The following is an 18,409-nucleotide window of genomic DNA, read 5'->3' on the forward strand; positions in this document are numbered from 1 at the left end:
ACATGGCCAAGAGCTCCTCCCGGAAGTCCCCCGCGAAGGCGAAGAAGCCCGCGGGCCGTGCCGCCCCCGCGAAGGCGAAGAAGCCCTCCGCCCCGGTGAAGCCGCCCGCGCCGCGCAAGGTCGTGGCGGAGGCCGTCGCTCCGGACTCGAAGCAGCCGCGTCCTCCCGTCCTGGAGGCCGAGCCCGTGCTGGAGCCCGAGCCCGGCGCCGCGCCCGAGTCCCGGAAGGCCCTGCCCGCCGGAGAGCCCGCGGGCCGCGTCCTGCCCTTCGAAATCGACCCGAAGCGCCTGGAGGAGGGGCTGCGCAAGCTCCAGGGCGAGGTGGTGCACTGGGCCAACAAGGGCCGCTACACCCGGGTGCGCTTCAAGTTCCGCGGCAAGCAGTTGCTGCCGGACCTGCCGCTGGCCGCCGTCGCCGCCGCGGAGGGGCTCACGTTCTACTGGGGCGGAATCCTCCGGGCGCTCATCGCCAACGTGGTGGGCGGCAGTGTGTTCCAGGTGGAGCTGGTCAACGACGCGGAGAAGCGGGTGCAGGCCGGCAAGGAGGCGCTCCTGTCGGGTGACGTGGACCAGGCGCTGGCCCTCTTCCGCGAGGCCGTGTCCATGGACCGCGACCTGGCCTCCGCGCACCTCAACGTGGGTGTCGCCCTCAAGCTCAAGGGAGACCGCGAGGGCGCGCTGGCGGCCTTCGAGAAGGCGAAGGAGAAGGACCCGGAAGGGGCCATCGGCACCGAGGCCGAGCGGCTGGCCGCCCCCTTGCGCCCCCAGGGCTCGGCGCGCTCCGCCTGAGCCTCCGGAAGGTTCTTCCGGGGGCCTCATTTTTCGTGCCGGAAGCGGGCTGAAACGGGCGTCTTCAAGCGTTCAGAATGGGGCGCTGGAACGCCCCGAACAGACCCCCTTCCCGACCATTCGGGCATCCAGTCCGTCACCCCCTCGTTTCCCCTGTTGACGCTGGGAAATCCAGGGGTTACGAACGCTCACCCACAGGACGGCGGCCCCCATCGAGGGCTCCTCCGAGACACTTCCAGAGCACATGGCTGACGACACTACCGACAAGCCGGCAACGCCCCCCGCGCCTCCGCCTCCTGGCAGCGCCGGGGAGCTCATCCCCGTGAACATCGAAGACGAGATGCGCCGCTCGTATCTCGACTACTCGATGTCCGTCATCATCGGGCGCGCGCTGCCCGATGTGCGTGACGGCGTGAAGCCCGTGCATCGCCGCATCCTCTACGCGATGAACGACCTGGGGAACACCCACAACCGCGCCTACAAGAAGAGCGCCCGCGTGGTGGGCGACGTCATCGGTAAGTACCACCCGCACGGTGACGCGTCGGTGTACGACGCCATGGTGCGCCTGGCCCAGGAATGGAGCCTGCGCTACCTGCTGGTGGACGGGCAGGGCAACTTCGGCTCGGTGGACGGCGACTCGCCCGCGGCCATGCGTTACACGGAAGTGCGCATGGACCGGCTGGCGGAGGACCTGCTGGCGGACATCGACAAGGAGACCGTCGACTTCGGTCCCAACTACGACGACTCGCTCGAAGAGCCGCTCGTCCTTCCCGCCAAGTTCCCCAACCTCCTGGTCAACGGCAGCAGCGGCATCGCGGTGGGCATGACCACCAACATCCCGCCGCACAACATGACCGAGGTGGTCAACGGCACGCTGCACCTCATCGACAACCCGGACTGCACCGTCCGGGATTTGATGGAGTTCATCCAGGGGCCGGACTTCCCCACCGCCGCCATCATCACCGGCCGCGAGGGCATCGTCCGGGCCTACGAGACGGGCCGCGGACAAATCACCATCCGCGCGCGCTCGGAAATCGAGACCTCCAAGCGTGGAGACCGTGAGGCCATCATCTTCACGGAGATTCCGTACCAGGTGAACAAGGCGCGGCTCATCGAGAAGATCGCCGACCTGGTGCGCGAGAAGAAGCTGGAGGGCATCAGCGACATCCGTGACGAGAGCGACCGCCAGGGCATGCGCATCGTCATCGAGCTGAAGCGTGACGCGATTGCACAGGTGGTGCTCAACAACCTGTACGCGATGACGCCGCTGGAGACGACGTTCGGCGCCGTCATGCTGGCCATCGACGGCGGCCAGCCGCGCACGCTGAACCTGAAGGAGCTGCTGGACCGCTTCATCGCGCACCGACGCGACGTGGTGACGCGCCGCAGCCGCTACGAGCTGCGCAAGGCGCTGGCGCGCATGCACATCGTCGAGGGCCTGTTGGTGGCGCAGGACCTCATCGACCTGGTGGTCAGCCTCATCCGTGCGTCCAAGGACCCGGACGAGGCGCGCTGGGGCCTGATGCACATCCTGTCCCCCGCGCTGTACGAGCACGAGCGCTTCGGCAACCTGCAGCGCATCGACTACGCGGCGGCGAAGGCGCAGATGGAGATGCTCGTCTCGCGCGCGCGCAACGAGGAGCCGTCCTACGCGGGCCTGGCGCACAAGTACGAGGGCGCGGGCTTCAGCCAGGAGCAGGCGCAGAACATCCTCGAGATGCGCCTGCAGCGCCTCACCGGCCTGCAGCGCGAGGAGCTGTTCCGCGAGCTCATCGACCTCATCCGCGACATCGCGCGGCTGCAGGACATCCTCGCCAACGAGCGCAGCCTGCTCAACGTCATCAAGACGGAGCTGGTGGAGATTCGCGAGCGCTACGGCGACAAGCGCCGCACGGAAATCACCGGCGCGGTGGACGAGATTACCAGCGAGGACCTCATCGCCGAGGAGACGATGGTGGTCACGCTGTCGCACACGGGCTACGTGAAGCGCTCGCCGCTGAGCGAGTACCGGGCGCAGAAGCGCGGTGGGCGTGGCAAGACGGGGGCGGCGACGAAGGAGGACGATTTCGTCAGCAAGCTCTTCGTGGCCAGCACCCACGCGTACCTGATGCCGATTACCACCAAGGGCAAGCTGTACTCGCTCAAGGTGCACCAGATTCCGCAGGGCAGCCGCACGTCGCGCGGCAAGGCCATGGTGAACCTGGTGCAGTTCGGCGAGGGCGAGCGGCTGGCGCAGGTGCTGGTGACGCGGGACTTCCCGGAGAACCGGTACGTCTTCTTCGTGACGAAGAAGGGCGTGGTGAAGCGCACGGACCTGAGCGCGTTCGCCAACGTGCGCTCCAGCGGCATCATCGCGCTGGGCATCGACGACGGGGACGAGCTGGTGTCGGTGATGATTACCGACGGCAGCAAGGACATCCTGCTGTCGACGGCCACGGGCATGAGCATCCGCTTCCCGGAGGCGGAGGTGCGCTCCATGGGCCGCCAGGCCTACGGCGTGAAGGGAATCACGCTGGAGGACGGCGACGAGGTGGTGGGCGCGGACGTGGTGGAGCCGGGCACCACCCTCCTCACGGTGACGGAGAACGGCTACGGCAAGCGCACCGAGGAGGCCGAGTACCGGCAGCAGGGCCGCGGCGGCAAGGGCATCATCGACATCAAGACCACCGAGCGGAATGGCCGCGTGGTGGGCATCCTTCAGGTGAAGGACTCGGATGAGGTGATGCTCGTCACCAACGGCGGCATGCTCATCCGCATGCGGGTGAAGGAAATCTCCGTCATCGGCCGCAACACGCAGGGCGTGCGGCTGATTGCCCTGGAGAACGGCGAGGAGAAGGTCATGGCCATCTCCAAGCTGCCCGAGGGCGAGGCGTCCGAGGACGAGGAGACGGTGTCCCCGGTCGAGGCGGCGGCTCCGGCCGAGAGCGCGGGCGAGTCTTCCGGGGGCGAGGCGTCCGCGGAGGAGCCCGCGCCCGAGAGCAACGGCGCCACCGGCCCCGAGTCCCCTGAAGAGGGCTGATTCGGCGTGACAGGGCCTGTGTGAAAAACGCCTCCTCCGAATCGCGGGGGAGGCGTTTTTCTTTGAGGGAGGGCATCGCGCCGGGGGCGGCACGAACAGCCAGCACGGCCGCACGCCGTCTGGCGTCACGCGACGTCAGCCGGGACGCGCCGCGGGCCGAAGCGCTCGAGACGGGCGCGCCAGGAACTCGGACATGAAGGGGGGCCCGCTGCGGGCACCCTGCGCCGCCGTCCCGTCCGGGAGCGGCGCGGGTGGATTAGAGCTGGACCGTGAGGTGCAGTCCGTTGGCGTCGCCCACCTGCAGTGCGTAGCTGATTCCGGCGGTGGGGGTTGGCTTGACGTGCAGGTTCGTGAACTGGGTCCCGTTCTCCGTCATCACCGCGTGCGCGTGGAGGTAGTTCCGGGGGTTGCCGGGCGCGACGTTGATGACGCCCGGCGGAAGGCTTGGAGGCGTGACGTAATCCACGGGCCACTCGTACGACACGTGGAGCGGGTCGGTGGCGTTTTGTCGTGCGTTGTTGGCCTGGGTGTCCAGCGCCGTGAAGAACGCGTGTCCGACTCCGATTTGCAGGCGGCCGCTCGCGAAGTCAGCGAGGAAGGTCGCCCGGCTGGTGGGCATCGCGTGGGTGTTCGTCATGGTCTGCGAGCCGTCGCCGTTCTGGGCGACTGCCGTCACTACCGTCCTTTGCAGCACCTTGCCCGGGTCACCGGGCCCGGGTTTCGCCCTGCCGGAGCTCCTCGCTCCGAGCGATGACGGCGCTCGATGTGACGCCGGGACGGGATACATCGCGCTGGGACCCAGGGTCCGGAGCGCGTTCATGTGGGGGAGTGCCATGTCTTCCTCCGGTCTCCAGGGATGACGAGCGAAGGGCCCCCGCCGTGAATCGCCAGCCGCGCGCCAGCGCACGCGTTCCCAGCCTTATGGAAGGGGCCTCAGCGCGGCGTCACGGGAAGTCCGGACACGTCCAGCTTCGGCACTCCCACCTGCGTCACCGCCTGGGCCCCGAACCCGTTGGCCAGCTCCGCGCACCGGGCCAGCGGCAGCCCGCGCAGCAGCCCCAGCGCGAAGCCCGCGAGGAAGCAGTCCCCCGCGCCCGTGGGGTCCACCTCTTCCACGGGAAGGGCCGGCACGTCGAAGCGCTCGTCCGGGGTGAGCACCGTGCACCCCTTTGCCCCCCGAGTGACGACGAGGCACGTCCGCCTCCGCACGTGCTCGACGTCCATGACGCGGGCCTCGTCCTCGCTGGCCTTCAGCACGTGGATGCGCTCCAGGAGCGCGGCATACGGTGTCTCCTCGAGCGGCAGGTTGAGCACCCGGCCGTCGTCATCCAGCGCCCGGAGCAGTCCCTGCGCATCCGCCACCACGTGCCGGGCCCGCTCGGAGATGCGGACGAGCGTCTCCGGGAGCAGCTCGCCCATCACCCCGCAGGCCAGCGCCACTCGCGCATCCACGGTGATGTCGTCGGGGCGGATGGGCTCCGCGCGGGCGCTGACCCGCAGCACGCGCTCGCCCGTGCCCAGCTCCGCGGTGAATTGCGTGGTGCGAGTCCCCGGGACGATGCGCGGTGGATGCCGGACGTGGTCCGCGTAGCGGAAGTCCTCGCCCGCGACGGCGGCCACCCCGTAGTCCACGCCCACGGCGTCGAGCACCGCGGAGATGTACGCCGACGAGCCCCCGAGCGCATGCGTCTCCCGCCCGGGGCCGAGCTTCAGCAGGTCATGGCAGTAGTTGCCCACGACGAGCACGTCACGCGAGGGCGCGGGGCTCATGGCGCTCCTTCTACTCCTTCCGCGCGAAGTCCTTCGGCACCGGCGTGCCGGCGGTCTTCTCGTCGGTCCATGCGATGTTCAGCACCCACCAGCGCTGGCCGTCGAAGACGAGCTGCAGGCTGTTGACGCCCCGGGCCGTCACCGGCCCGTCGGAGGACTCACGAATCTCGTAGGCGCTCAGCACGTTGACCAGGTCTCCGTAGCCGGCGACCTGCCGGTGCGTCTCCTTCTCGTAGAACGCGTGCGTCTTGAAGAAGTCCTCGCCCCAGGTGGCGTAGTCGTTGGGGGTGATGGGAGCGATTCCGGGGCCCGCCGCGCCGGGCTTCGCGCGCCGGACGGGGACCATCTGCGCGCCCGGGTAGAACAGGGAGCGGAAGCGCTGCCAGTCACGCGCCCGGCCCGCGGGGCCGCTGATGACGTCGTAGAGCGCGGCGGTGAGGGCGGGGATGGAGCCCACGTCCTCGGGCCGGGCCGCGGGGTGCGCCTGGAGCGCGGCCTGGGTGCGCTCGCCCGCGGTCTTCATCGAGCTGGGCGGCGCGTTCGTCTTCGCGGCCTGTGCCCGCGGTGGTTGCTGGGGCTTCTGGGGTGGTTGTGCCACGGCGGCGGGAGCGGCGAGCAGGACGGCGGCACAGGCGGCGAGGAGCGGGCGAAGCATGGCGTGTCTCCGCGAGGATGGGGGACTGCGGCCGCGGAGGCTATCCCGCCCGGCGCCGGCCCGCGCTGGCACGTTGCGAAACGACATCCCGTGACAGTCCCTGGCGCAACCGGTGGAAGCCGGGCGGCCGGTCCGTTAGGTTCCGCCGCCATGACGCGTCTGCTCTCTCTGTTCCTGTCCCTGACCCTGTCCTCCACCGCGCTGGCGGCGGAGACGCTCACCGTCTACTCGGGCCGCAACGAGAAGCTGGTGGGTCCCCTCTTCAAGAAGTTCACGGAGAAGACCGGCATCCAGGTGAAGGTGCGCTACGGCGAGACGCCGCAGCTCGCGGCCACGCTGCTGGAGGAGGGCGCGAAGACGCCCGCCGACGTGTTCTTCGCGCAGGACGCGGGAGGTCTCGGGGCCCTGGCCAACGCGGGCCGGCTGCAGGCGCTGCCCAAGGAGCTGCTGGACAAGGTGGACGTGCGCTTCCGCTCGCCGCAGGGGCTGTGGGTGGGCACCAGCGGCCGTGCGCGCGTGGTGGCCTACAACACGAAGAAGGTGAAGGCGGAGGAGCTGCCGAAGAGCATCCTCGGCTTCACGGACCCGAAGTGGAAGGGCCGCCTCGGCTGGGCGCCGACCAATGCCTCGTTCCAGGCCTTCGTCACCGCGCTGCGGCTGCTGAAGGGCGAGGAGGCCGCCACGCAGTGGCTCAAGGGCATCAAGGCCAACAACCCGCGCGTCTACAAGAACAACGCGGCCATCATCGAGGCGCTGGCGCGTGGTGAAATCGACGCGGGCTTCGTGAACCACTACTACCTGTTCGCCGCGAAGAAGGACAAGGGCGAGATTCCCGTGGCCAACCACTTCGTCGAGGCGGGGGACCCGGGCGCGCTCGTGAATGTGGCGGGCGTGGGCATCCTCAAGGAGTCGAAGAAGGCGGACGCGGCGCGCAAGCTGGTCGCGTACCTGCTGGAGCCCGAGGCCCAGGCGTACTTCTCCCAGGAGACGTACGAGTTCCCCCTGGTGTCCGGCGTGAAGCCGAGCGCCGCGCTGCCGGAGCTGGTGAAGGTGGGCTCGCCGCAGCTGGACCTGTCGAAGCTGGATGATTTGCGCGGCACGGTGAAGCTGCTCCAGGACACGGGCGTCCTCTGAGGCACGGATGAAACGTCGTGCCCCGGGGTGGTTGCTGGCGTCGGGTGGGCTCATGGCCGCGCTCGCGCTGCTTCCGGCGGTGTACCTGGGCGTGCGCGCGTCGGAGGCGGACGCGGACGCCTGGGGAATGCTGCTGAGAGACAGGACGTGGGGCCTGCTGTGGCGCACGCTGGGGCTCGCGGCGGCGGTGACGGGCTGCGCGGCGGCGCTGGCGCTGCCGCTGGCGTGGCTCACCACGCGCTCGGACTTGCCGGGGCGGCGCGTCTGGGCGGTGCTGTTGTGCGTGCCACTGGCGCTGCCGACCTTCGTCAGCGGCTACGTGCTGCTGGCGGCGTTCGGCACGGGCGGCGCGCTGGAGGAGCCCCTGACGCGGTGGGGGTTGCCGGTGCCTCCGGTGTATGGCTTCCCGGGCGCGCTGCTGGCGCTGACGGTGTCCACGTATCCGTACTTCCTCCTCGCGCTGCGAGCGGGCCTGCAGGCGCAGGACCCGGCGTGGCTGGAGGGCGCGCGGAGCCTGGGCCTCACGCCGGCGCGGGCCTTCTGGCGGGTGACGGTGCCGCTGTTGCGCCCGGCGTTCGCCTCCGGGGCGCTGCTGGTGGGGCTGTACGTGCTGTCGGACTTCGGAGCGGTGGCGCTGCTCCAGTACGACGCCTTCTCACGCGCCATCTACGTGCAGTACGAGGGCGCGTTCGACCGCACCTACGCGGCGCTGCTGGGCCTGGCGCTGGTGGTGGTGACGGTGGGAGTGCTGGTGCTGGAGGTGCGGCTGCGCGGGCGGGCGGGGTACTTCCGCAGCGCGAAGGGCGCGGCGCGGGCCGCGGCGCCGGTGCGGCTGGGACGCTGGCGCGTGCCGGCGCTGCTGCTGTGTGGCGCGGTGGTGGCGCTGGGCGTGGGGCTTCCGGTGGGGGTGCTCCTCTACTGGGGCGTGCAGGGGCTGTCGGGCGCGGAGGGGCCGGTGCTGGGGCCGGCGTTGAACTCCGTGCTGGCGTCGGCGCTGGGCGCGTCGGCGGCGGTGCTGGGGGCCCTGCCGCTGGCCTTCCTCGCGGTGCGCTACCCGGGCCGGCTCACGGTGGCGATGGAGCGCGCGGCCTACGGGGGCTATGCGCTGCCGCCCATCGTCCTGGCGCTGTCGCTCGTCTTCCTGGGCGTGCAGGCGCTGCCGTTCCTGTACGGCACGCTGGCCATGCTGGTGCTGGCCTACCTGGTGCGCTTCCTGCCGCAGGCGGTGGGGACGGTGCGCTCGACGCTGCTCCAGCTCAACCCGCACCTGCCGGAGGCCGCGGCGTCGCTGGGGCAGGCTCCGTCCGGGGTGTTCCGCCGAGTCACCGTGCCGCTGCTGCGGCCGGGGCTGCTGGCGGGCGCGGCGCTCGTCTTCCTCACGGCGATGAAGGAATTGCCGGCCACGCTGCTGCTGGCGCCCATCGGCTTCGACACGCTGGCCACGCGCGTGTGGAGCGCCACGGCGGAGGGCCGCTTCGCGGAGGCGGCATTGCCCGCGCTCGTCCTCCTGGCCGTGTCCGGGCTGGGCGTGGGGCTGCTGGTGTCGCAGGAGGGCGGCTCGGCGCCGAGCTGAGCCGCGCCTCGCGGATGCGCGGGAGTGGAAGCTCCACGACGTGGAGGGCTTCCCGCCGCGCCGGAACGCGGTAGGGTGCGCCGCGCTCCACCATGCCCCTGCTCACGCTCGACACCGTCTCCCTGCGCTACACCTCCACGGGTACTCCCGCGGTGGACGGACTCTCGCTGGCGGTGGAGCCGGGCGAGGTGGTGGCACTGCTGGGCCCCTCCGGCTGCGGCAAGACGACGACGCTGCGGATGGTGGCCGGCTTCGAGCGCCCCGACGCGGGCTCCGTGACGCTGGAAGGCCGCGTGCTGGTGGGCCCGGGCACCTTCGTGCCGCCCGAGCAGCGCAGCGTGGGCATGGTCTTCCAGGACTACGCCCTCTTCCCGCACCTGTCCGTGGTGGACAACGTGGCCTTCGGCCTCGGTGCGCTGTCCCGGGCCGAGGCGCAGGCGCGGGCCCGCTCCATGCTGAAGCTGTTCGGCCTGGAGGGCTTCGAGTCGCGCATGCCGCACGCGCTCTCCGGCGGGCAGCAGCAGCGGGTGGCGCTGGCGCGGGCGCTGGCTCCGGGCCCGAGGGTGCTGCTGCTGGACGAGCCCTTCTCCAGCCTGGACAGCGCGCTGCGCGCCTCCACGCGGGTGGAGGTGCGGCGGGTGCTCAAGTCGCTGGGCGCCACGGTGATGCTCGTCACGCACGACCAGACCGAGGCCATGGCCTTCGCGGACAGGCTGGTGGTGATGCGCGCCGGCAAGGTGGAGCAGGTGGGCACGCCCGAGGCCGTCTACTCCACGCCGCGCACCGCCTTCGTGGCGTACTTCCTGGGCGGCACCAACCTCCTGCCGGGCGTGGGCTTCGGGAACGGGGCGAGGACGGTGCTCGGCATCCTCCCGGTGGCCGGGCAGGCGAAGGGCAACGTGCTGCTGTCGCTTCGCCCGGAGTCCCTGCGGCTGGTGCCGGACACGGACTCGGTGGCGGTGGGCGGCGCCCTGCGCGCGGAGGTGCTGGCGCGCGAGTTCCAGGGCCCCAGCGCCGAGTACACCGTGGCGTGCGGCGGCCTGGAACTGACGGTGCGGGGCGCGCCGGAGCTGGCGCTGGGCCCGGGCGCCCGGGCGCGGCTGGAGGTGGTGGGCCGCGCGGTGGTGCTGGAAGACAGTCCGGAGTGAGCCCGGCTGCCCTTCGAGCGGGCAACCGTCATACGCTGGGTGTGGGCCGGGGCCGCAATCACCCGGGGCCCTCGCACGTAGAGGTGGGTATGAACATCGCAGGCCTTCGTGGAATGGGGACCCGCTTCTTCAGCTACGTGCGAGATTCGCGCGTGCCGCTCTGGCGGAAGCTCGCCGGGGTGATGGCGGTGGTCTACTTCCTGTCGCCCGTGGACGCGCTCCCGGACGTCCTGCCCATCCTCGGCTGGCTGGATGACATCGGCGTGCTGTCCGCCGCGGCGTTCTTCATGGTGCGCGAGGTGCAACGTCACCGGCCGGGAGTGGGCACGGACGGCATGCCGCTCGACGAGGAGGGCCGCTCGCGCCTTCCTTCCAGCGTGCGCAAGTCCGTCTGAGCCGCAACGATTCCCGCGGCTTGTCGTGACGGGTGCGCTCATGGTTTGTGCTCCGCAGGGGGGATTGCGGAGCAAACACATGGTCGCAGTCCAGGGAAGGGTCGTACTCATCACCGGTGCCTCGTCGGGTATCGGCAGGGCCTGCGCGGAGCTGCTGAGCGCGCGCGGGCACATCGTCTACGGAACCAGCCGTCAGCCTGGAGCCGAAGCGCCGCCGGGCTGGCGGCTCTTGGAGATGGACGTCACCCGCGACGACTCCGTGCAGCGCGCGGTGGACGTGGTGCTGGCGCGCGAGGGGCGCATCGACGTCGTGGTGAACAACGCCGGCTACGCGCTGGCGGGCGCGCTGGAGGACATCTCGGTCGAGGAGGCGCACCGGCAGCTCGACACCAACCTGGTGGGCGTGCTGCGCGTGTGCAAGGCGGTGCTGCCGTCCATGCGGGAGCGGAGCTCGGGGCTGCTCGTCCACATCAGCTCGCTGGGCGGTGTGGTGGGGCTGCCCTTCCAGGGGCTCTACAGCGCCAGCAAGTTCGCGCTGGAGGGGCTCACGGAGAGCCTCCGCCTGGAGGTGGCGCCCTTCGGCATCCAGGCCACGCTGGTGCAGCCGGGTGACGTGCGCACGCGCCTCACGGAGAACCGGGTGAAGGCGCAGCGGTCCGGTCCGGGCTCCGCCTACCAGGCGCCGTTCGAGACGGCGCTGCGCACCATCGAGGCCGAGGAGCGGGCCGGTGTGCCTCCGGAGGAGGTGGCGCGCACGGTGCTGGAGTTGATGGAGGGCGGGCCCGTGCGCGTGCGCTATTCGGTGGGCAAGCTGGCGCAGCGCGCGGCCGTGCTCGCCAAGTGGGTGCTGCCGTCGCGCACGTTCGAGCAGATGGTCATGTCCCTCTACGGCCTGTCTCGGAGCTGACGCGCTCGCGCACGGGCACACCGCGAGGTGAGCCCGGGTGGTCTTCTCTCTCGTCAGGGGTGGATGGTAGGAAGAGTCCACCCTTCGGCGATTGCTGGAGGGAGAGGGGGAGGCGGAAATGCCTCGGCATACGGTGAGGCAGGGCGAATGCCTGATGGGCATCGCCCTTCGTCATGGCTTCCAGGACTGGAAGCGCATCTACGAGCATCCGGAGAACGAGGCGCTGCGCCGCAGGCGGCCCCATCCTCACATCCTGCATCCGGGAGATGTCGTCTTCATCCCGGAGCGTGGGGTGAAGGAGCTGGGCGCATCCACCGGGAGGACCCATGTCTTCAAGGTGAAGCAGCCTTTGCGCGAGCTGTGCCTCACGCTGAAGGATGCGTCCGGCAAGCCGCTCGCGAATGAGCCCTACACGCTGGAGGTGGGCTCGGACTTCATCGAAGGGGCCACCGATGGAGAGGGACTGCTCCTGGAGCAGCTTCCCCTGAGGGCGGACTCCGCGCGGCTCACGGTGGGGGAGCGCAGCTATGAGCTGCGGCTCGCCACGCTCAACCCCGTGGAGGACACCGAGGACCAGGGCATCTCCGGTGTCCAGGCCCGCCTGCGCAACCTGGGATTCGAGCCGGGGCCCGCCGACGGCGTCTTGAACGAGCGGACGCGCCAGGCGCTGTGTGCCTTCGAGGCCATCCATGGGCTGCCCGTCACCGGAGAGCCCGCGGGCCGGACGCTGGAAAAACTCAAGCAGGTCCACGGCTGTTAGCCGTCGCACACCGTATTCACGCGAGGTCACCGTTGGCCGCCACCGCTTCCACTTCCACGCAGGGGCCGTCCGAGCCGGCTGCGTCACCTCCTCCGGTCGAAATCGCGGCGCCACCGAGCACTCCCTTCGTGGTGCAGGAGTCGCGCTGTCTGAAGGAGCCCTGCCTCGTCTGCGTGCTGCGGAAGACGGTGGAGGACACCGCCGCCACGAAGGACGTGAAGTTCGCCACGGCGCCCCTGCAGCTCAACATCGTCGGGGTGCGCTCGGAAGACTCGCTGAGCAACCGCTTCGACGACCTGATGGTGGTCTTCTTCCAGCTCCTGCCGCCCGAGTCCGGGCCGGCGTTCACCAAGGCCCTCGAAGCGGAGCTCCTGGAGGACATGAAGGGCCGCCTCCCGGAGCTGAAGAAGACGCCGCAGGGCGGCTTCCGCTACGTGGCCTGCAGCCAGCAGGGGCTGTGGGTGGTGGGGCTGTTCACCCTGTCGACCGACCCCGGCTTCGAGGACTCGCCCGAGGCGCTGGAGGAGCAGAAGGCGAAGTACGAGGAGCAGCTGAAGACGGCGGACGAGACGGTGAAGAAACTGTCGCAGCAGGAGGCCGCGCTCACCCGGGAGCACGAGAAGGCGAAGTCGGCGCGGGCGGCCCTGCTGGCGAAGCGGAAGAAGAGCGCGCCGCCGCCGAAGCCGGAGCTGCCGGGCGCGCTGGAGGGCATCGAGGCGCCGACGATGGATGCCACGTCCCTGCGTACGTACATCCAGAGCGTCAAGAAGCGCCTGGATGAGCTGGCGGCCGCGAGGAAGGTCCAGGAGACCCACCCGGGCCTCATCCAGGACAAGCAGAAAGCGCTCGATGCGAAGACGTACGAGAACGAGGTGAAGAAGGGCAACATGCCCACCTTCCAGCGCCACAAGGGCTGGGTGGAGCAGGGCCGCGCCATCGTCCCCGTGGGACACCATGCCGGCGCGTACCGGTTCTACCTGCACAAGGCCGGCGGCAACGGGGAGACCTTCCCTCGGGCGACCGTGGCGCTGACCGTGCCCTTTATCGAAAAGGGCATGCGCATCTACTCGGTGAAGTACCTCTGTACGGCGACCCACAAGAAGCTGGGGACGGACTTCGTCAAGGAGGACGGGAAGAAGAACGCCTTCTACCTGCCGAGGGAGCTCCGCCAGCTCTGGCCCGACGCTGGAGCGGTGCAGCGGTACGCGCCCGGCGTCGCCACCCTGGAGCTGGTGGACAAGGAGCCACCCGAGGGGCAGAAGTCCCTGCCCGCGGGCACTCCGCCGCGAGAGGTGTTCCTCGTGGAGGACGGGGGCAAGAAGAGGACCCTGCTCGCGCTGGAGGCGCGCGTCGTCGTTACCGACGCCGTCAACGGCACCAACATCCATCGAGCCCACAACGTGTCGCTGTCGGACGACCGGACGAAGCTGGATGGGTACGCGGCCCGCCCCGACGCGGAGGTCAACGCCTGGTCCGAGGGGTGCCAGACGTTCACCGACTTCTTCGAGTTCAACGCATTCATCCGCCTGAGCGCCATCAGTAAGCGGTGGAGGTGTGCCAGCAAGAACCCGATGTGCATTGGCGCGGACGCCTGCATGCGGCTGGTGGCAGGGCCGGGACGCACCGTCGAGAAGGAAGCCGACATGCAGCGCGGGGAGAAGGAACTGCTGGCCCGGTTCAAGGAGCCGTACATCCACCGTGCCATGGCCGTGGACTGCCGGAAGGATGCGGAGGGGCCCGGCGCGAAGCTCGAGAAGTTGCGGAAGGACCGGGACGCCCTCGTGCTGACTTCCGAGGAGCAGGCGCAGTTCGATGCGCTGGAGGCCCGCAAGGCCCAAACGGCCACCGCGCAGGCCCGCGCCGCCAATCCCAAGGCACAGCCGCTGAGCAAGAAGGAAGAGGGAGTGCTCTCGTCGCTGGCCTCGAAGCGGGAGAAGTCCCTGACTCCCGAGACGGTCGCGGAGATTCAGAAGCTCGATGCGAGCATCCAGGAGGTGACGGCCCAGCGCCAGGCCCTGGTGGACTGTGCGTTGGATGCGGAGAACGAGGTCCGGCTGTTCGAACTGCCCACCGAACTCGCCAGGGCTACATCCCAGGTGAATGAGGCCCAGTCGGATGTGAATAGCCTCCAGGCCAGGCTCGACGCGGTGCCGGAGAAGGGCAAGAAGCCGCTGAGCCCGAAGGCGCGCGAGAGGCTCGAGTCCCGCCTGAAAGAGAAGAAGGAAGACCTGGAAGAGGCTCAGGCGAGGAAGCAGGCCCTGGAGGAGGAACAGGCGGAGCGCGAGAAGACCCGGGGACTCGACGAGGCCACCCTCCGGCGCAGGCGGGAGTTCCTGCGGGAGCGCGCGCAGTTCTTCCGGGCGGACTTCCTCCGGAACTGCGACCTGTATGGGACCTGCAAGGTGGACTTCGACTACACCCTCGTCGAGATGGCCGGGCCACGGCTGGAGGAGCTGAAGCGCCAGTTCAAGGACGACGCCAACAAGCCCTGGCCAGGCGGGTTCGTCATGGGCCAGGAGCCGGTGGCCCAGGGCGGATGAGCCGGGGCTCCAGGGCGCGGCTTCACGGGGCTCAGAGGGCGGGCAGCGAGCGCTCGCAGTTCTCGCCCGTGAGGCCTGAGGTCTTCAGCTCGACCTTCGTCACCTGGAACGCGGCGTTCAGGGTGAGGACCGGGAAGACGAAGGCGTATTCGACGCGGGGGTTCGCCCCAGGGAGTTCGCGGCGGAGCGCATAGGGCCCGCCGATGAGCCGGTACCCCTTGCCCTCGAGCGACTGCACGGTGACGAACCGCTCGAAGAACTGGGCGGACACGGCCTTGCCGAACTGGGTGAGCGCGTCCTGGGTGGGCTCGGCCTTGTGCTCGCGGAAGTCGGCGTGCAGGGCCTCACGGGCCCAGCCGGGCAGGTCCGGAAGGTTCATGTCGAAGAAGGAGTCCAGCCGCGCATCCGGAGCCAGGGGAAGTCGCTCGGGATGTTGGGTCCTCTCGGGCCCGTAATCGAGCAGCAGCTGCGAAATCTCCCGCAGCGGAGAGGTGAGGGGGGAGGGGAGCTCCACCAGCTCCTCGTGCTCCTCGTCCACGATGTGGAAGAGCGGTGTCCACTCGGACAGCGCCAGGTCCGCGTACCGGGGGCGGTGCACGTCCGTGGGCAGCGCTTCCATGGACAGCCGGAAGGCCTGGACCGAGTCGGGAGCCAGGGAGAGCAGGAGCCGGGGACTGAGGTTGACCGGGTCTTTGGCCACGCTGGCGCAGCGCCGCGGTTGGCCCCGGCGGCTGACGACCTCCAGGCGGTAGTAGAGCGCATCGGTTCGGAGCGACCTGGGCTTTTCGCCCAACTCGAAAGCGTCGAACCAGAGCCGGTCGGGGATGGCGTTGTCGCGGAAGGTGGTGAGCGACTTCGCATAGCCCGGCCTCAGGAGGATGCCGTAGAGCCGTACCCGCTCGCCCATGCGCACCAGGAGCCAGGCGTCCTCGGTTCCCGGAGCGCCCTCCACCCAGGCGGTGGCCGGGTTGCCGTCGAACGCGTTCCTCGCGTCGTAGCGGCCCGGCGTCCGGGACTTCAGCGTGGAGGAGGCGCTGACCCACGCCTTGATGCCCGCGCTGAAGGTCACCTCCTGCTCCGGAGGGGGAGTGGCTCCCGCCGCGGCGCAGGCCCACAGCAGCCCGGCCAGTGTCGCGGCGCTCAGGCCCCCCCGCCCGGCGGAGCGTGTGCTCGGCATGGAAGCAATGGAGGGCATGCTGGAGCGGGCCATACCTGGGAACCTACGGCCTGCGCCGGTGCGTATTCAAACGGCCACGGCCTGTATCGGGCTCACACCAGGAGGGCCGGGACCGCTCGCGGCCTGGGTTCGCCATGGGCCAGGAGCCGGTGGCCCAGGGCGGCTGAGCCGGGACTCCAGGGCGCGGCTTCACGGGGCTCAGAGGGCGGGCAGCGAGCGCTCGCAGTTCTCTCCCGTGAGGCCCGAGGTCATCAGCTCGATCTTCGTCACCTGGAACGCGGCGTTCAGGGTGAGGACCGGGAAGACGAAGGCGTATTCGACACGGGGTTTCACTCCGGGGACCTCGCGGCGGAGTGCGTAGGGCCCGCCGATGAGCCGGTGCCCCTTGCCCTCGAGCGACTGCACGGTGATGAACCGCTCGAAGAAATGGGCGGACACGGCCTTGCCGAACTGGGTGAACGCGTCCTGGGTGGGCTCGGCCTCGTGCTCGCGGAAATCGGCGTGCAGGGCCTCACGAGCCCAGTCCGGAAGGTCCGGAAGCTTCATCTCGAAGAAGGAGTCCAGCCGCGCAGCTGGAGCCAGGGGAAGTCGCTCGGGATGTTGGGTCCTCTCGGGCCCGTAATCGAGCAGCAGCGCCGCAATCTCCCGCAGCGGCGAGGTGAGAGGAGAGGGGAGCTTCACCAGTTCCTCGTGCTCCTCGTCCACGATGTGGAAGAGCGGAGTCCACTCCGACAGCGCCAGGTCCGTGTACCGGGGGCGGTGCACGTCCGTGGGCAGCGCTTCCAGTGACAGCCGGAGGGCGTGGACCGAGCCAGGGGCCAGGGAGAGCAGGAGCCGGGGGCTGAGGTTGACCGGGTCTTTCGCCACACTGGCGCAGCGCGGCGGCTGGCCCCGGCGGCTGACGACCTCCAGGCGGTAGTAGAGCTCGTCGATGAGGAGCCACCTGGGCTCCTCACCCACTTCCTTGATGTCGAGCGAGAGCCGGCCGGGGATGGTATTTTCGCGGAAGGTCTTGAGCGACTTCGCATAGCCCGGTCGCAGGACGATGCCATAGAGCTGTATCCGCTGGTCCAGAAGCACCGAGAGCCAGGCGTCTTCGGTTCCTGGAGCGCCCTCCACCCAGGCGGTGGCCGGGTCGCCATCGAACGCGTTCTTCGCGTCGTAGCGGCCCGGCGTCCGGGACTTCAGCGTGGAGGAGGCGCTGACCCACGCCGTCAAGTACTCGCCGAAGTTCACCTCTGGCTTCGGGGCGGAAGCGGCTCCCGCGGCGCAGGCCCACAGCAGCCCGGCCAGTGTCGCGGCGCTCAGGCCCCCCTGCCCGGCGGAGCGTGTGCTCGGCATGGAAGCAATGGAGGGCATGCTGGAGCGGGCCATGCCAGGGAACCTACGGCCTGCCCCGACGCGTATTCAAACTAGAACCTGCCCAGCACCGCCACGCCCATGCCGTCGCGCCCGAGGAGGGCGGGCGTCAGCGTCGCCTGCGGTGCCTCCGGCGCATCGAAGTTGCGCGTGAGGTACGTGGTGAGGGCCAGCCCGCCGACGACGCCGACGGCGCTTCCCACGAGGATGCTGTCTCCCGCGTCGTCACCCGCGGCCACGTACGTGGCGGCCGCCCCCAGCAGCCCGCCGATGATTCCGCCCGCGTCGATGATGAGCATCCGGCCGCGGGACACGGTGAAGGTGTTGGACAGCACCCCGAGCACGACGATGCCCGCGGCGGTGGCCCCCAGCTCGACGGCGAAGAACGTCTGCGTGTCGTCACTGTCCGACGTGGCGAGCAGCAACGCCGTCACCGCGCCCGTCCACAGTCCTCCCGAGTTGGCCATGGACACCTGGCCCGCCGTGGGCCGCGCGACGAGGGCCAGCGCGATGCCCACGCCGGTGAAACCCGCCCCGCCGAGCATCGCCGCCCCGATGGCCTCGTCCCCCTCCAGGTCCAACGCGAGCAGCGAGGCGATGCCGAACCAGAAGCCCCACACCGTGCCGGAGTTGATGGCCGCGGCCTGCCCGGACGTCACTCCATGCTCCTTCGCGAGCAGCAGCACGCTGGCGGCGCCGGCCCCCGCGCCCAGCACCGACGCGCCCGCGAAGGCCTGGCCGCTGCACTCGGCGATGGCGCACAGGAGGACGCCCTGGGCCGCGCCGTGCAGCGTCTGCACCACGGTCATCGCCGCGAGCGCGCTGTCGGACCGGCCCTCGGGGCCGAGCTCGCTCGCGGCCGCCGCGGCCAGCCGGCCTCCCGGGATGAGCCGCGTCCGGGCGAGCCGCAGCAGCTCCGTGGCGTACGGGTGCTGGGGACACGCGGCCAGCACGCGCTCGAAGGACTCCAGCGCCTCCCGGTCCCTGCCCTCCACGAGCGCATGGAAGCCCTCCGTGTAGTCGCTCTCCGCGCTGGCGGGACAGGCCTCGGGCGTGGGCACCAGGGGCGGAGCGGTGACGGTGGCCGGCTCCCGGGGCGCCTTCGGGGGCGGCTCGGTGGGTGTGGCCTGGGCGGCGGCGAGGGTGAGCAGCAGCAGGGTGGCGAGGCTCATGTCACACGCACT

15 protein-coding genes are annotated in these 18,409 nt (G+C 70.2%); 9 read left to right on the top strand and 6 right to left on the bottom strand.

Annotated elements, in window-relative coordinates; genetic code table 11:
* The first annotated feature begins 2 nt into the window (after positions 1-2).
* Both K8638_RS19950 and gyrA read left to right on the top strand, forming a co-directional pair.
* On the top strand, positions 3-788 hold the full coding sequence (locus K8638_RS19950; protein ID WP_223756145.1) for a tetratricopeptide repeat protein: 786 nt from the start codon (positions 3-5) through the stop codon (positions 786-788).
* A 244-nt stretch (positions 789-1,032) separates the two neighbouring features.
* A complete protein-coding gene (gyrA, locus tag K8638_RS19955; RefSeq protein WP_223756146.1) occupies positions 1,033-3,807 on the top strand; it encodes a DNA gyrase subunit A in 2,775 nt (924 codons plus the stop codon).
* A gap of 256 nt (positions 3,808-4,063) precedes the next feature.
* On the opposite strand, the gene K8638_RS19960 is transcribed toward gyrA, so the two are convergent.
* From K8638_RS19960 to K8638_RS19970, 3 genes are all read right to left on the bottom strand, one after another.
* On the bottom strand, positions 4,064-4,483 hold the full coding sequence (locus tag K8638_RS19960; RefSeq protein WP_223756147.1) for a hypothetical protein: 420 nt from the start codon (positions 4,481-4,483) through the stop codon (positions 4,064-4,066).
* A gap of 257 nt (positions 4,484-4,740) precedes the next feature.
* Positions 4,741-5,577, bottom strand: coding sequence for a PfkB family carbohydrate kinase (locus tag K8638_RS19965; RefSeq protein WP_223756148.1), 837 nt, complete (start codon positions 5,575-5,577; stop codon positions 4,741-4,743).
* A gap of 10 nt (positions 5,578-5,587) precedes the next feature.
* Positions 5,588-6,232: a nuclear transport factor 2 family protein gene (locus tag K8638_RS19970; RefSeq protein WP_223756149.1), complete on the bottom strand. Its 645-nt coding sequence runs from the start codon at positions 6,230-6,232 to the stop codon at positions 5,588-5,590.
* Positions 6,233-6,382: 150 nt separating this feature from the next.
* Here K8638_RS19970 and K8638_RS19975 point away from each other — a divergent pair, with 150 nt between their 5' ends.
* From K8638_RS19975 to K8638_RS20005, 7 genes are all read left to right on the top strand, one after another.
* Positions 6,383-7,366, top strand: coding sequence for an iron ABC transporter substrate-binding protein (locus K8638_RS19975; RefSeq protein ID WP_223756150.1), 984 nt, complete (start codon positions 6,383-6,385; stop codon positions 7,364-7,366).
* Positions 7,367-7,373: 7 nt separating this feature from the next.
* The gene (locus K8638_RS19980; RefSeq protein WP_223756151.1) at positions 7,374-8,939 is read left to right on the top strand and encodes an iron ABC transporter permease; all 1,566 of its coding nucleotides are present in this window, start codon (positions 7,374-7,376) and stop codon (positions 8,937-8,939) included.
* Positions 8,940-9,031: 92 nt separating this feature from the next.
* Positions 9,032-10,087 carry an ABC transporter ATP-binding protein gene (locus K8638_RS19985; RefSeq protein WP_223756152.1) on the top strand — a complete coding sequence of 352 codons (1,056 nt, stop codon included), beginning with the start codon at positions 9,032-9,034 and terminating at the stop codon, positions 10,085-10,087.
* A gap of 89 nt (positions 10,088-10,176) precedes the next feature.
* A complete protein-coding gene (locus tag K8638_RS19990) occupies positions 10,177-10,482 on the top strand; it encodes a YkvA family protein (protein ID WP_223756153.1) in 306 nt (101 codons plus the stop codon).
* A gap of 79 nt (positions 10,483-10,561) precedes the next feature.
* Complete coding sequence (locus tag K8638_RS19995; RefSeq protein WP_223756154.1) at positions 10,562-11,389, top strand: SDR family oxidoreductase; 828 nt, start codon at positions 10,562-10,564, stop codon at positions 11,387-11,389.
* Between the two features lie 118 nt (positions 11,390-11,507).
* A complete protein-coding gene (locus tag K8638_RS20000) occupies positions 11,508-12,149 on the top strand; it encodes a peptidoglycan-binding domain-containing protein (protein ID WP_223756155.1) in 642 nt (213 codons plus the stop codon).
* Positions 12,150-12,181: 32 nt separating this feature from the next.
* Complete coding sequence (locus K8638_RS20005) at positions 12,182-14,689, top strand: hypothetical protein (RefSeq protein WP_223756156.1); 2,508 nt, start codon at positions 12,182-12,184, stop codon at positions 14,687-14,689.
* A gap of 31 nt (positions 14,690-14,720) precedes the next feature.
* On the opposite strand, the gene K8638_RS20010 is transcribed toward K8638_RS20005, so the two are convergent.
* The 3 genes from K8638_RS20010 to K8638_RS20020 form a co-directional block, all read right to left on the bottom strand.
* Entirely contained in the window at positions 14,721-15,866 is a 1,146-nt protein-coding gene (locus K8638_RS20010) for a discoidin domain-containing protein (RefSeq protein WP_223756157.1), read from the bottom strand.
* A 198-nt stretch (positions 15,867-16,064) separates the two neighbouring features.
* Positions 16,065-17,207, bottom strand: a complete 1,143-nt coding sequence (locus K8638_RS20015; RefSeq protein WP_223756158.1) for a discoidin domain-containing protein — start codon at positions 17,205-17,207, stop codon at positions 16,065-16,067.
* A 71-nt stretch (positions 17,208-17,278) separates the two neighbouring features.
* Positions 17,279-18,397 carry a hypothetical protein gene (locus tag K8638_RS20020; protein WP_223756159.1) on the bottom strand — a complete coding sequence of 373 codons (1,119 nt, stop codon included), beginning with the start codon at positions 18,395-18,397 and terminating at the stop codon, positions 17,279-17,281.
* Positions 18,398-18,409: the final 12 nt, after the last annotated feature.

The sequence above is a fragment of the Myxococcus sp. RHSTA-1-4 genome (genome assembly GCF_020037125.1).
In the GTDB taxonomy this organism is placed as follows: domain Bacteria; phylum Myxococcota; class Myxococcia; order Myxococcales; family Myxococcaceae; genus Myxococcus.